Source organism: Pedobacter sp. (genome assembly GCF_965249885.1).
In the GTDB taxonomy this organism is placed as follows: Bacteria; Bacteroidota; Bacteroidia; order Sphingobacteriales; family Sphingobacteriaceae; genus Pedobacter.
In genome coordinates, this window is sequence record NZ_OZ252254.1 from 1,374,318 (window position 1) to 1,389,312 (window position 14,995).

Genomic DNA, 14,995 nt, shown 5'->3' on the forward strand with positions numbered 1-14,995 from the left:
TGACAATTATGAATGGCAATGCCAACAAAAAGATTGTAGCGTAAAGCAGGACTGACATTAACTCATGGCTCTGAATTTGCTCTTCAAAAAATCAAATTCTTAGCTTGCAAATGACAACATAATAAAAAAGTCCCTTAACGTTACGCTAAGGGACCAGGCTTTATATTCTTTGTTTTTTGTCTTCGACGGGCTCAGACTGACAAGCTAATTATTTCGACAAATACATTGATTTATCTTTTACCAATTTCAAGAAGTAAGGGTCTTCCAAATCTTTGATGAAACGGATCGCTTCACCTGTAGATTTCATTTCTGGGCCTAATTCTTTAGTGATCTCAGGGAATTTATTGTGAGAGAAAACAGGTTCTTTAATTGCAAATCCCTTAAGCTTACGCTCGATGTTAAAATCTTTCAATTTATTTACACCTAGCATTACTCTAGCCGCAATATTGATGTAAGGCACGTCATAAGCTTTGGCGATGAAAGGCACCGTACGCGAAGCACGTGGGTTAGCTTCAATTACATATACTTTATCATCTTTAACTGCAAACTGGATGTTCAATAGACCAATTACATTTAAAGCTTTGGCAATTTTCTTAGAGTAGTTTTCCATATCGGCAATTACCTTGTCAGATAAACTGAATGGAGGTAATACTGCGCTAGAATCTCCAGAGTGGATACCAGCAGGCTCAATGTGCTCCATTAAACCAACAATATGTACATCTTCACCATCGCAAATCGAGTCAGATTCTGTTTCCTCTGCCCTATCTAAGAAGTGGTCAATCAATACACGGTTGCCCGGAAGATCACCCAACAGTTTAACTACAGCATTTTCTAGGTCCTCGTCATTAATTACGATGCTCATTCCCTGGCCACCCAATACATAACTAGGGCGAACCAATACCGGATAACCTACTTCGTTAGCTACTTTAATGGCTTCTTCAGCATTTTCAGCAACACCATATTTTGGATAAGGAATATCTAATTCTTTCAGCAAGTCTGAGAAACTACCACGATCTTCGGCAATATCCATGTCTTCGTACGAAGTACCGATAATTCGGATGTTATTTTCGTGAAGCTTTTCGGCCATTTTCAAGGCAGTTTGACCACCTAGCTGAACAATTACACCGTAAGGGTTTTCCAAATCGATGATTTCACGTACATGCTCCCAGAAAACAGGCTCAAAATAAAGCTTGTTGGCCATATTAAAGTCTGTACTTACCGTTTCTGGGTTACAGTTTATCATGATAGCTTCGAAACCATTTTCTTTTGCGGCAAGTAAACCATGAACGCAAGAGTAATCGAACTCGATACCTTGACCAATACGGTTAGGGCCAGAGCCTAAAACAATTACTTTCTTTTTATCGGACACGATGGATTCGTTAGTGCCTAATTCATCGCCTTCAGACAGGACTTCTCCGCTTACCAAAGAAATTTGTTGAGGAGTTTCTTCAAAAGTAGAGTAGAAGTAAGGCGTTTGTGCCGCAAATTCTGCAGCGCAAGTATCTACCATTTTGTAAACTCTTCTAATGTTAAGCTCTTTACGGCGGTTGTAAACCTCATCTTCCGTAACGTTGCCTAAAATGAAAGCAATTTGTACATCGGAGAAACCTTTTTGCTTCAAGTTGAAGAAGAAATCTCTTGGAATATTATTTAGAGAGTAACGTTTCAACTCTGTTTCTAACGATACTAACTCTTGTATTTGATTTAAGAACCACTTGTCAATTCTGGTTACTTTACGGATCGACTCCAAAGGCACACCCATGCTCATGGCATCTTTAATCAAGAACACACGGTTCCAGCTTGGATGCTGTAAGCCATGCATAATTTCCTCGATGTCGCGTTTTTGACGACCATCTGCACCAATACCAGCACGTCCAATCTCTAAACTTTGACAAGCTTTTTGCAACGCCTCGATAAAGCTACGACCGATACCCATTACTTCACCTACAGCCTTCATCTGTAAGCCAAGTTCCGTGTTGGCACCTTTAAACTTATCAAAGTTAAAGCGAGGAATTTTTACAATTACATAGTCTAAAGTTGGCTCAAAGTAAGCCGAAGTAGTTTTTGTAATTTGATTTTCAATTTCATCTAAGTTGTAACCAATGGCCAATTTAGCAGCAATTTTAGCAATTGGATAACCTGTTGCTTTACTTGCCAAGGCTGATGAACGCGATACACGAGGATTAATCTCGATCGCGATAATCTCATCATTTTCTGGATTTACCGAGAACTGTACGTTACAGCCACCTGCAAAATTACCAATGGCACGCATCATCTTGATCGCTTGGTTACGCATCTCTTGGTAGCAACGATCTGATAAAGTCATTGCAGGAGCAACCGTAATGGAATCTCCCGTGTGGATACCCATTGGGTCAAAGTTCTCAATAGAACAAATGATGATCACGTTGTCGTTACTATCTCTTAGTAACTCTAACTCATATTCTTTCCATCCTAAAACGGCCTGCTCTACCAATACCTCATGGGTTGGCGAAGCTTCTAATCCACGTTTAAGGGCAGCGTCAAAATCTTCTTTTTTGTGCACAAAACCACCGCCGTATCCACCAAGGGTGTACGATGGACGAATAACTAGCGGGAAGCCAATTTCTTGTGCTGCTTCTTTACCTTCTAAAAACGAATTTGCAATTTTAGAAGTAGCTACACCTACACCGATGTCAACCATTAACTGGCGGAAAGACTCCCTGTTCTCCGTTTTGTCAATTGCTGCTACATCAACACCAATAATTCTAACGTCGTGTTTTTTCCATAAACCTCTTTCGTCTGCATCTACACAAAGATTCAATGCTGTTTGTCCGCCCATAGTTGGAAGTACAGCATCAATAGTAGGCAGGTTAGGATTGTTTCTGTGTTCAGTTAAAATCTCGTCAATCGATTCGAGTGTTAGAGGTTTTAAATAAACATGGTCACCAATTACCTTGTCGGTCATGATGGTAGCCGGGTTAGAGTTAATAATCGAAACTTTAACTCCTTCCTCTTTCAAAGAAAGTGCGGCTTGGGAACCAGAGTAATCAAATTCGCAGGCTTGTCCGATAATAATGGGGCCAGATCCGATAATCAATACTGAATTGATGGAAGTGTCTTTAGGCATGTGGGGTTTTTAAAAAGTCTAAAGTGATAGTCTAACTGACCGATAGCTGGGAGAATTCCTCTTGCTATAAAATGAAAATCCCAACATCTCTGTCGGGATGCAAAGATACAATTTGCTGCTCAATTTTTGGACGATTATTTTAAAATATATTGATTTGCAAAAACAACGTAATATTCCGCATAGTGATGGCGCAAATGCGAGACGAAAACAACTTGTTTATTACGGTGTTAATTCAGTATTGTCTAATCAAATTCAATAGAAATGAAAATAAAATACTTATCACTCATTGCATTATCAGCTTTTGTTTTTGAAGCTTGTAACAGTGCCAACAAATCAGATAATTCTGCAGATACCGTTCATAACGTGACAACTGAGGTAGATACCATGACCTTACCCGCACCAGATACTACTGCTTCTAAAACTAATTTCAGCAAGGTAATAGATTGGCCCGCAGGAAAAATGCCGATGGCTCCCGAAGGTTTTGTTGTTACCAGATTTGCCGACGGAATGAAGAGCCCGAGAAATATTGTAATTGCCCCTAACGGAGATATTTTGGTAGCACTGTCTAATTCAGAGAGAAGCACTAAAGAAAAAATTGCCAATGCTATTTCAGGCAAATCTAAATCGGAAGTGGGTGGAAAAAGCGTAAATACAATTATGCTATTCCGAGACGCTAATCAAGACGGCAAGCCAGAGCTTATCGAAACTTTTTTAACTGGCCTAAATCAGCCTTATGGAATGGCATTTATTGGCAATAACTTTTATGTTGCAAATACCGATGGCCTTTGGATGTTTCCTTACAAATCAGGAGACACAAAAATTACTACCGTAGGGAAAAAAATTGTGACCTTACCTGCGGGAGGCTACAACAACCACTGGACTAGAAACCTCTTAGTAAGTAAGGCCAAAGACAAAATCTACATTTCTGTAGGCTCTGGCAGCAACGTTGGTGAAAACGGGATGGAACATGAAGTGCGCAGGGCGGCAATATTGGAAGTAAATCCAGATGGCACTGGCGAAAAAATCTATGCAAGCGGCTTGAGAAATCCTGTTGGGATGGATTGGGCGCCATCTACCAATATGCTTTGGACGGCTGTTAATGAGCGTGATGGCTTGGGAGATGATTTAGTTCCTGATTACATCACTAGTGTAAAGCCTGGAGGTTTTTATGGTTGGCCTTATGCTTATTTCGGACAGCATGAAGATCCGAGGCTAAAAAATGCCAACCCAGAAGCAGTGAAAAAAACCATTAAACCCGATGTGGCCGTGGGTTCTCATACTGCATCATTAGGCCTGGCTTTTTATACTGGCTCAAAGTTTCCGGCCAAATACCAAGATGGTGCTTTCATAGGGCAGCATGGATCATGGAATCGTTCGGTGTTGGCTGGTTACAAAGTTGGCTTTGTTCCGTTTAAAGATGGTAAACCCACTGGCCCGATGCAAGATTTTTTAACCGGTTTTATAGCTAATGCCGATAAAAGTGAAGTTTACGGCAGACCTGTTGGCGTAGCAGTTGCAAATGACGGCTCGCTACTTATAGCAGATGATGTAAGTGGCATAATTTGGAGAGTTGCAGCTAAATAATAGTGTAACTTTTTGATTGTAAATCAGTTAACAAGTGTATACTTTATTATTCACTGTCTGTTTTAATAGACTATACTTTGCTGGCGCTGGTGTGTATTATGTACAATTACCTATTTGATTTTAAAGTTTTAAATAAAATTATGCGTGCATAATAAGCTCCAAATTAAAACTTGTAAGTTTAAAGGTCATTAGAGCGTCATGAAAACTAAAAATCGAAATAATTGGCAGACATGTTGCAATAAAGGAAAACAAATACAGTTTTATAATTGTTGTTGAAACAGATTGATGACAGCAGCAATTAAAATTTAAAAATTGATCAAAAGCATCCTCGCAAGAGGGTATTCTTCATAAATAGTTTGTTTGGTTTATTTTCCGGTAGGATGGAGTGTCCTACCGGAATTCTTTTTTTATGGGCTTCCCGTAATTTGCCAACAACATTTCAAAAATTAAAGGTCTTGTTGCAATAAATAAAATACCCTCTATATTTGGCAAATGTTATTAGCCGACACTTCCTTTTGGCAATTGCTTCTAAAGCAGCTTAATCAAACTTCTTGGTTAGAGTGGGCTGGTTTTTTTAGCACTATCGCATGTATTTATTTAGCAGCCAAGGAGAATATTTGGAATTGGGCTGTTTCTATTTTAAGCATCGTTATTAGCGCATTGCTTTTTTTCCAAAGCCAGCTATTTGGCGATTTTATCCTCCAGTTTTACTTCTTATTTACTGCATTTTATGGTTGGTGGTTTTGGATAAAAAGGAAAAAAGAAAGTGAAAAACCAATTGTCACTATAGCCGCAAAACATTGGGCTATCGCAATTGCAGCTATATTGTTATTAACCGTAGTGTTGGGTTATTTTCTTGATCGTTATACGCCTACTAACGTGCCTTACGAAGATGGGTTTTGTACCGCCGTTAGTTTCGTAGCTCAAATCATGTTAACACGCAAGATTTTAGAAAACTGGATATTGTGGATATTCGTTGATATTTGTTATGTGCCATTGTTAATTTACAAACAGCTTAACCTTTATGCTGTTTTATATGCGATTTTAGTAATCATTGCAATAGTTGGATATCTAGATTGGAAAAAAACATATCGTGAACAAACATCTTCATAAGCAGATCAAAAAAATAGCTATAGTTGGGCCTGAAAGTACTGGCAAATCTACTATGGCAATAGATTTAGCCAAGTATTACCAAGTGCCTTGGGTACCTGAATATTCTAGATATTACTGCGAGGCGCTGACAGCCCCCTGCACCATGCAGGATGAAGTAAATATGTTTCACGGTCAGCTGGCGTTGGAACAATCTGTTTTGGTGATGGCCGAAACTGACTTCGTAATTTGCGATACCACTTTTTTAACGGTAAAAATTTGGAGTGACGCATTTTTTGGTGAAACCCCGCAGATAGTGCTGGATGCCCTTCCGAAACATCCTTATGACTTTTATGTATTGCTTGACATTGATTTGCCCTGGGAAGATGATCCGTTGAGAGATTTTCCAAATCAGAGGGAGCACTTCATGGAGGTTTGGCATAAAGAACTTAAACAGCTTGGTGCTACATACAGTGTGGTGTCAGGACTTGGAGAAGAACGTTTAAAAAATGCAATTGCAGCAATTGATGAGTTTTTGTTAAATGACAATTAATTTTTTGAATGTCCGTGATTTCTAATAAGCCTATTTTTTAAGCGTTTTGTCATTCCGACGTTAGGAGGAATCTGTCATTTAATGGCGTGTTATGGACTTCTCACTGCGTTCGATATGACAAAACCATAAGCTTGTTAGTCGAAGCCGCTTTTTGGGTAGTCATGTCCCGCCTGTCATTCCGACGTTAGGAGGAATCTGTCATTTAAATGGAGCGTTATAGATTTCACTGCGTTCGAAATGACAAACTAACGGTAATTCTTACAATACAACACACTGTTTTAAGCGTTTTATCATTCCGAGGTTATAAGGAATCTATACTCGGCAACTATGGGAATAGACTCTTAATCTTTTCAAGAATTACAAAATGCAGATTATTACTAATAACGGACAATTAAATTAATTTTAAGCATTACTTAATATATAAAACAAAAACGGCAGCTAATTTTATACTAGCTACCGTTCGTTATTTTAAAAAACTGAGTTTAAATGAATACCTTAAGGATGTAGTAAATGATAGCGGCAAGTGCTGCAGAAACAGGAATTGTTAATACCCAAGCCCAAACTAGCTTTACGGTAACCCCCCATTTAACAGCTGATGTACCTTTGGTTAATCCCGATCCGATAATTGAACCAGTAATAGTATGAGTAGTACTTACAGGAACTTTTAAATGTTCTGTAAAATATAAGGTTAATGCACCTGCAGTTTCAGCAGTTACGCCCTCAAATGGTGTAACTTTAGTGATTTTAGAACCCATTGTTTTAACAATTTTCCAGCCACCGCTTAATGTACCCACTGCTATAGCGCTATAACATGCCAATGGAATCCAAGAAGGCATGTGTCCAGGAATGTCTTCTCCTAATGCATCCTTAGAAGGTAAAACCACCCTTAACCATTCGGGCATATCCGCAAGTGTAGAACCGCTTTGATGAATGTAAACCACTACCGCAGCGGCAATAATCCCCATTACTTTTTGGGAATCATTTCCACCGTGACCTAAACTGAATGCTGCAGATGATAAAAGCTGCATTTTTTTAAGCCATTTAGTTGACTGGTGATGGCTTAGGAAACTAAAAATTAAGCAGAAAGAACTGATGGTAAGCACGATGAACGCAACCAAAAACCATTTAATATTATGAGATTCAAATGCAACGCTCCAAAAATGTGATTCAAACCTAGGTTTATGAATTTTATCATATGGCACCATCTGATAGTAAACAAAAACCACCGTAGCAATCATCAGCGTAAGCGTAAAAAGCTTAGGGCCTATGCTTTTTTTAGCCGAATGCAGTAGCCAAACCGATATACAGTACGAAACTACAGCACCAATTAGTGGCGCAAGCACAATAAATCCAATAATCACCAAAACTCCTGTTGGAAGTTCTCCCGCCTTACCTTCTTTGTACCAATTCACCACATCTAGGCCAGCGTGTGCAATTGCTGCACCAGCAAAACCACCAATAAGTGTGTGTGAAGAACTAGAAGGTATACCAAACCACCAAGTGAGTAGGTTCCAAATAATTGCTGCAATAACACCAGCTAAAATAACCGTCAAGTTGATTTCCATGGTATTGGCAGTTTTAGCTACGGTATCGGCAACGCCAAAACCAAAAACCCAATACGCCAGGAAGTTGAAAAATGCAGCCCATACTACCGCTTGAAAAGGTGTAAGCACCTTAGTAGCTACAATGGTTGCAATTGCATTAGCCGCATCATGAAAACCGTTGATGTAATCAAAGATGAGGGCTAAAACAATAATAGTTAATAGTATAGTCATAATTGATTATGCGTTTTTAACTAAGATAGATTCAAGTACGTTGGCTGCATCTTCACATTTATCTGTTGCGATTTCCAAAGTTTGTAGCACTTCTTTCTGTCTAATTAGTTCAATAGCGTTAGTTTCAAATTCAAACAAACGTGCAATAGCTAAGTTACAAGTGTAGTCAGCTTGGTTTTCAGCACTGTTGATTCTTACGCAAGCATCAGCAATTACTCTAATATTTTTAAAGCTTCTTAATTCTTTGATTGCTTTTTCTAAGTCAGTACACATTTCCACTAGCAATTCAGCTAATTTTACCATCGGCTCGCCAATGTTTTGTACGTTATAAAGTTCAATGTTTCCGGCCGAAGCGTGGATATAATCGGCAATATCATCAATAGCACTTGCTAAAGCATGGATATCTTCGCGGTCAAACGGAGTAATAAAGTTTTTGCTTAGCTCTATAAAGATGGTATGGGTAATATCGTCGCCAACGTGTTCAAGACGCTCCACCTCTTTAATGGCTTCTTTTCTTTTTTCAATGTCGCTAACAGTTACTACCGTTAAAAGGGCTTCTGCAATTTTCCTAACGTTACTTCCAGCTTGTTCAAATAATGGCTGAAATTTTTTATCCTTAGGTGTAAAGAAGCTAAAAATGTTATTCATATCTTATTTAATATGATGCAAAAGTAAAACCGCAATGTTAAGTTAATGTTAACTTTGACTACTATTTTAAATGTTGCTCAGTCTGTAAACAATTGAAAATCTGCAAAATCAGCCTTTAACTGAAATAATTGACGATTGGCATGTGCTTATTTTTTACCGTACGGTAACAATGGCTCTACACTTTTCTGCAGCGTAAAGGCAAAGGTAGTTCCAATATTTGGGGTACTCCTTACCGAAATTGTTTGCTGGTGCGCTTCCAAAATGTGTTTTACAATAGCTAGCCCCAAACCAGTACCACCTTCTTTTCTTGATCGGTGGGTGTCTATGCGATAAAATCGTTCGAATAGGCGAGGTAAGTGTTTTTCTTCAATACCCATACCGTCATCCGTAACTTCTATCAGATATTGATCGTGCAATTCAAATATTTTAACAGAGGTTGAGCCATTCTCACGTCCGTATTTTATGGAGTTCTGAATTAAATTAATCATTACTTGCCTCACTTTTTCACGATCTGCATGTACAATGGTAGGCGTGGTATATTTGTCCTTAAAGATCAGTCTAGTTCCGGTACTTATGGCCCTGTCTTCTAAAATTTCGAATACCTCTTTCACTAAAGGAACAACATCAAACTTGGTGTAGTTAATGGGTATTTCTCCGGTTTCTAGTTTGGAAATAGAATCCAAATCCTTAATTAAATAGCTTAGTCTCTCGATATTATTTTCGGCCTTTTTCAAGAACTTAAGCGCCATCTCAGGATCGTCGGTAAGGCAGTCCTGCAAGGTTTCGATATAACCCTGAATTGCAAAAAGTGGCGTTTTAAATTCATGAGATACATTGGAAAGAAATTCTCTTCTAAATTGTTCTTGCTTTTTGAGCAGCTCAATTTCTTTTTTCTTCGCACCAGCCCATTCTTCAACTTCCTGCTGCACGTCGTTAATAGGATCAGCACTTACATATTCGCCAAGCGCTTCTTTTAAATCTTTACCTAATTTTAAATTATGGATAAGCTTGTAAATGAGTTTAATTTTACTGTAAATGTATTTCTCTAAAAGATAATAGAACACCAAAAAACTGGTGCCAAATGATACGCCAAATGAAATTAGCAGATAATACCAGCTTTGTTGGAAATGATAATTAACCAAACCGATAGACAAGCCTACAGCTAAGGCAGTTATAAGAACTAGTACACTAAACTTCATAATGCAAAACTAAAGCTATTAAGTTAAGAAATTGTTAACTGTTTGCCGAATTTTGTTGGCTGAAGAAAACCATTAAATTTAAGATAGCCGAGTTCTTTACTTATTGCTACGCTTTATGGCATCATGGCTGGCTATAATTTTTCAGTGAGGTATTTCCAATAGCGTTTAGGCACATGTTGTGTATGCAGCTTAGTGTTTTTTCTTGCTACGATGTTGGTGCTTTTGAAATAGTTTTTCCACAAATCAGCGTAGAGCTCTTCTTTTTGATCCATCAAGGTTTGTTTAGCGTGTTTCAATTGCTGAATATCCACGTTCATTTCAATTTCCTCTACTGTATCCAAATCATAAAAAATGCCGTAATGTCGCTTTAAATCATAGATAACCCATTTTTGATCTGCATATCTGTTTTTAAAATGATTGACTATTAATGGAATGACATTAAAATCTGGATCAATGCCGCAATAGAAAATGCCATCAGCAGTTTTTTGAAACCTGATGAACGCTTCCATTCTGTGTTTTTCTCGCTCCACCTTTCTTGCGGTTTGCGCAATATTTAAAACGTGGCTATTGCCGTAATTTTTTTCGGCACCTGCCTGATGCTGGAAAATGTAGCAAATGAATAGGAAAAGCTCTTGCTGCATTTCTGGTATTTCAGAAAGAAAAGTGCAATAGGCTTTGCGCATCCAGTCTCTGTCTAAACGTTGGGCCAACCCCTTCCAAACCCTATCTGCCTTGGCTCTTTCCGTTAAAACTGTAAAACAGCTGGTAAAAGCATCTGGCTGATATCGATCTTCAGCTATCAGCCTAATCGCTCCTGGCTTTCGCTCAAACCATTCGAAAACAGCGGTAAGCAAGCCTTCTAAACTTCCATCATAAATGTAAATCATCTTAGTTTGAACTTTTTTGAAATTGAATTTTTGGTGATGACACCTACCATCTTCAAATTGCGTTGCAACGACTTAAAATAATAGCATTTGATTGTTAGCGGTTTTCAAATATTTACTTTGACTTTCAGCTAAAATAAAACCCTTAATTTGATGTCCTTGAAAATCTTTTAATTGAAAAGGGCTATCAGCACAAGTGATGAAATGCTTAGCTCGATTATAGGCAATGCCGATTTTTTTAAGTTGATGAATGTAAAGCTTTCCAAACTTACGAGCTTGTACAATTTTTTGCGCCGACCCCACTCCTATGCCCGGAACCCGCAAAATCATTTGATAATCGGCAGTATTAATATCAATAGGGAAATGATGCAAGTTTCGTAACGCCCAACTTAATTTAGGATCAACATCAGTATCCAAATGCGGGTTTTCTTCATTCAATAATTCCCTTACGTCAAATCCATAAAATCGCATTAGCCAATCGGTTTGATACAATCTATTTTCTCTAAGTAAAGGCGGCTGTGTACCTAAAACTGGCATTCTACTATCGTTGCTTATCGGAATGTAGCCAGAGTAATAAACTCTCTTTAAAGAAAAGTTTTTGTAGAACTTTGCCGCAGTGTACATGATATCCTTATCAGTTTCTGGCGTGGCTCCAATTACCATTTGCGTACTTTGCCCGGCTGGAACAAATTTTGGAACGCTCTTAATCAGCTTCTTTTCTTCCCTAAATTGGATGATTTGATTTTTTACAAAGCCCAATGGTTTCACTACATCGTCATGGCTTTTTTCTGGAGCCAGTAGCTTAAGTCCGGTTTCTGTGGGCATTTCCAAATTGATGCTCATCCTATCGGCATAAAGGCCAGCCTCGGTAATTAGCTCATCGCTTGCACCAGGAATTGTCTTTAAATGAATGTAACCATTATAATTTTCTTCCAGTCGGAGCTTTTTCACTACCCGCAACAGCCTCTCCATAGTAAAATCGGCATTTTTAAAAATTCCGGAGCTCAAGAACAAACCTTCTATATAGTTTCGACGGTAAAAATTCATCGTCAGTTCTACCACTTCATCCACTGTAAACGCCGCCCTTTCTATATCGTTACTACGTCTGGAAACGCAATAAGCACAATCGAAAATGCAGTGGTTGGTAAGTAAGATTTTCAGTAGTGATACACAACGGCCATCTTCAGTGTAGGTATGACAAATTCCCGAGTGGTGACCATTACCTAACCCTTTGTTCGTATTTTTTCTATCGCTGCCACTCGACGAACAAGACACGTCATATTTGGCTGCATCGGCTAGTATATTTAACTTTTCAATTAATCTATCAGACATACAAAACTATTATTACTAACAAATATAGTAAAAATAGCTATTAATTTTAGTATTATTTTTCACCTTCCCATTCGGCATAAAACTGGTCAAGGTAAGCCAGCATAAAGTCATGACGTTTTTCGGCTAAAGCTCGGCCAGTATCTGTTTTCATTAAACTTTTAAGCAACAAGAGTTTTTCGTAAAAGTGATTAATGGTGGGTGCAGTTGTATTTTTGTATTCTTCTTTGCTCATATGAAGATTAGGTTTTACGTCTGGGTTGTACAACACCCTGTTTTTAAAACCTCCGTAAGTAAACGCTCTTGCTATACCGATAGCTCCTATTGCATCAAGCCTGTCCGCATCTTGCACTACATTTAACTCTGGCGAGGAATAGGATACATCACCCAAGCTTGCTTTAAATGATAAATTTTTGATAATTAACTTTACTTCATTAATCACATTTGGGTCTACCCCAATTTTTTCCAAAAAATCCCCAGCTTTTTGTGGGCCAATCTCCTCGTCCCCGTTATTAAATTTACTATCTGCAATATCGTGTAGTAATGCGGCCAACGCTACAATTAAATCATCTGCTTTTTCAACTCGATTAATGTTTTGCGCTGTTTTGTAAACCCTTTCGATATGAAACCAATCATGACCAGCTTCGGCAGTGGCCAATGTTTCCTTCACAAAGGAAATGGTTTGAGCAATGACATTTTCCATGCCGCAAAGGTAGGTTATAATTGCTTTAGAAAATCGCGTATGGCAAAAGATTGGACAAAAAAAATATGCTCACATTTTGTGCAAGCATATCTTAGGTCGCTAGAGATAACTCCGTTTAAATTGCGTTTCGTCTAGTTGTGAGGAGTTCATTAGTATCCACATCAAGTAATTTAGCAATGTGAAAAAGTCGGTCCAACGTAATTTTGCTGTAGCCTAATTCAATTTTGCTATAAGCATTTTGTGAGATCCCGATTTTTTTGGCTAAATACTCCTGAGAATAATTCTTGTATTCTCTCACTTTTCTAATGCGAAGCGCAATGCGTTGCATCTCCTTTTTGTAAGTTTCCTTCATAGTGTAGGTAGTTAAATGTTGGAAGGATTTTACAAAAACTTTGCCAATCCACAACTAGGTTAATTAGCAAACGCGGGAATAAAGTTTTAAGGGCTTTACAAGTGCTTTTTGGGTCTCTCACTTTCGGGGCGACGACTCCCATCATAAAGTTCATATTCTAACATTCTACAGTCTAATTTTCCATTGTAAAATTCAATCTTTTTATCAGCTTTCAGCCCTATTTTCTTCGCTAAATCAGGATTTCCTGTAAAGATGTATCCATAGTATCCTTTACATTGGCTTTTCATAAAATCGCCCATGCGCTTATAGGTAATTTCCAACTTATGGTGCGTTCCCAGCCTTTCACCATATTCGGGGTTAAAAACAACAACTCCGTTCGTGTTTTCCGGAACAGGAGTATCGGCAAAATCACAGACACTAAATTGTATTAACTGGTCAACACCTGCTGTTTTAGCATTTTTTTGGCTAATTTCAACTGCGTCTTCGGAAAGATCTGTCGCTACAATTTTAAGATCAACTTCCTTAATTACTTGATCTTTTAAAATCCTTCGCTCTGCAAAAAAAACTTCCTCTTCATAGCCTATTATGTGCATAAAGCCATAGTTCATCCGAAATAAGCCTGGCCTACGGTTAGTAGCGATTAAAGCTGCCTCTATAGCTAAGGTGCCAGATCCACACATCGGATTTATAAAGGGGGATTTTTTGTCCCATTTTGTTGCCATAATTACACTTGCCGCTAAAGCTTCCAACATTGGCGCTTTCCCAGGGATTTTCCTGTAGCTGTGCTTGCTTAAAGTTTCGCCACTAGTATCTAAAAATATATTCGCATCAGCACCTTTCCAATACAAATGAACTACAGTTTTATTGGCGTCAGAGCCGCTATTGGGACGCATGCCTTTTTTCTCTTTAATTCTATCAACAATAGCATCTTTAACCTTTAAATTTGCAAAGAGCGGTGTTGTGATAAAATCGTTATCTACATTGGAAGTTACAGAGAAATACCCTGAAAAATCTATCAAATCTTCCCATGCCATGGCACGTAGCGCTTCGTAGAGCTCATCGGGATTATTGGCGCTGAAACTTTTTAAGCTATACAAGATTTGACTGGCACAACGCAGATTGAGGTTGAGCTTAATACATTCGTTAAGTGTAATATTGAGTTCAACCCCTGTCGGAAAAACACGAACAATATCATAACCTAACTCTTCAACTTCATTAGCTAGGTAAGATGATAGCCTTTTATTACAGGTAATGATTACCTTACTCTTAGTGTGGAAAACTTGTGTCATATGATTTGCGAAGTTATCAATAAAAATATAGAGATTTGGGAGGAAGAGAAATATATTAGTACAGATATGGAAATTAAAGGGAAGGTGCACGAAATTGGTGCCATACAGCAAGTGAGCGAGACGTTCAAAAAACGTGATTTAATTGTTGAATACGCAGAAAATCCTACTTATCCAGAGTATATTAGATTTGAAGCTTTACAGGATAAAACCGCTTTGTTTGATACACTTAAGCAAGGAGATGACATAGAGGTATCGTTCAATTTACGTGGCCGTCCATGGACCAACAAAGATGGAGTTACTTCATATTTTAATAGTTTGGTAGTTTGGCGCATCACTGCATTGACAAATACTGCCGCCGCTCCTGCTGCTGCTCCTCAATATGCGGCTCCAGTGGACGTAAATACTGCAGCTGGCGAAGACGACGATTTGCCATTTTAAATCGCTTTTTAAGAGAATAAACATCATATTAAGCCGTTCAGTAATA

13 protein-coding genes are annotated in these 14,995 nt (G+C 38.3%); 4 read left to right on the plus strand and 9 right to left on the minus strand.

What is annotated here, in order from left to right:
- Positions 1 to 208: 208 nt before the first annotated feature.
- Positions 209 to 3,106: a carbamoyl-phosphate synthase large subunit gene (carB, locus tag ACY2A0_RS05805; protein ID WP_461788607.1), complete on the minus strand. Its 2,898-nt coding sequence runs from the start codon at positions 3,104 to 3,106 to the stop codon at positions 209 to 211.
- A gap of 261 nt (positions 3,107 to 3,367) precedes the next feature.
- Here carB and ACY2A0_RS05810 point away from each other — a divergent pair, with 261 nt between their 5' ends.
- The 3 genes from ACY2A0_RS05810 (at position 3,368) to ACY2A0_RS05820 (ending at position 6,332) form a co-directional block, all read left to right on the plus strand.
- Entirely contained in the window at positions 3,368 to 4,690 is a 1,323-nt protein-coding gene (locus ACY2A0_RS05810; RefSeq protein WP_461788608.1) for a PQQ-dependent sugar dehydrogenase, read from the plus strand.
- Positions 4,691 to 5,182: 492 nt separating this feature from the next.
- Entirely contained in the window at positions 5,183 to 5,803 is a 621-nt protein-coding gene (gene pnuC / locus ACY2A0_RS05815) for a nicotinamide riboside transporter PnuC (protein WP_461788609.1), read from the plus strand.
- Positions 5,784 to 6,332, plus strand: coding sequence for an AAA family ATPase (locus ACY2A0_RS05820; protein ID WP_461788610.1), 549 nt, complete (start codon positions 5,784 to 5,786; stop codon positions 6,330 to 6,332). The genes pnuC and ACY2A0_RS05820 overlap by 20 nt, the downstream gene beginning before the upstream one ends.
- A 482-nt stretch (positions 6,333 to 6,814) precedes the next feature.
- Here ACY2A0_RS05820 and ACY2A0_RS05825 read toward each other — a convergent pair whose 3' ends face one another.
- The 8 genes from ACY2A0_RS05825 to ACY2A0_RS05860 form a co-directional block, all read right to left on the minus strand.
- The gene (locus ACY2A0_RS05825) at positions 6,815 to 8,107 is read right to left on the minus strand and encodes an inorganic phosphate transporter (RefSeq protein ID WP_461788611.1); all 1,293 of its coding nucleotides are present in this window, start codon (positions 8,105 to 8,107) and stop codon (positions 6,815 to 6,817) included.
- A 6-nt stretch (positions 8,108 to 8,113) separates the two neighbouring features.
- Entirely contained in the window at positions 8,114 to 8,755 is a 642-nt protein-coding gene (locus ACY2A0_RS05830; protein ID WP_461788612.1) for a DUF47 domain-containing protein, read from the minus strand.
- A 146-nt stretch (positions 8,756 to 8,901) separates the two neighbouring features.
- Positions 8,902 to 9,954, minus strand: coding sequence for a sensor histidine kinase (locus tag ACY2A0_RS05835; protein WP_461788613.1), 1,053 nt, complete (start codon positions 9,952 to 9,954; stop codon positions 8,902 to 8,904).
- 131 nt (positions 9,955 to 10,085) lie between these two features.
- Complete coding sequence (locus tag ACY2A0_RS05840) at positions 10,086 to 10,841, minus strand: TIGR03915 family putative DNA repair protein (protein ID WP_461788614.1); 756 nt, start codon at positions 10,839 to 10,841, stop codon at positions 10,086 to 10,088.
- A 72-nt stretch (positions 10,842 to 10,913) separates the two neighbouring features.
- A complete protein-coding gene (locus ACY2A0_RS05845; protein ID WP_461788615.1) occupies positions 10,914 to 12,170 on the minus strand; it encodes a putative DNA modification/repair radical SAM protein in 1,257 nt (418 codons plus the stop codon).
- Positions 12,171 to 12,222: 52 nt separating this feature from the next.
- The gene (locus tag ACY2A0_RS05850; RefSeq protein ID WP_461788616.1) at positions 12,223 to 12,870 is read right to left on the minus strand and encodes an HD domain-containing protein; all 648 of its coding nucleotides are present in this window, start codon (positions 12,868 to 12,870) and stop codon (positions 12,223 to 12,225) included.
- 115 nt (positions 12,871 to 12,985) lie between these two features.
- Entirely contained in the window at positions 12,986 to 13,222 is a 237-nt protein-coding gene (locus tag ACY2A0_RS05855) for a helix-turn-helix domain-containing protein (RefSeq protein WP_461788617.1), read from the minus strand.
- Positions 13,223 to 13,317: 95 nt separating this feature from the next.
- On the minus strand, positions 13,318 to 14,511 hold the full coding sequence (locus ACY2A0_RS05860) for a THUMP domain-containing class I SAM-dependent RNA methyltransferase (protein ID WP_461788618.1): 1,194 nt from the start codon (positions 14,509 to 14,511) through the stop codon (positions 13,318 to 13,320).
- Positions 14,512 to 14,577: 66 nt separating this feature from the next.
- Here ACY2A0_RS05860 and ACY2A0_RS05865 point away from each other — a divergent pair, with 66 nt between their 5' ends.
- On the plus strand, positions 14,578 to 14,949 hold the full coding sequence (locus tag ACY2A0_RS05865) for a DUF3127 domain-containing protein (protein ID WP_461791041.1): 372 nt from the start codon (positions 14,578 to 14,580) through the stop codon (positions 14,947 to 14,949).
- The last annotated feature ends 46 nt before the right edge of the window (positions 14,950 to 14,995 follow it).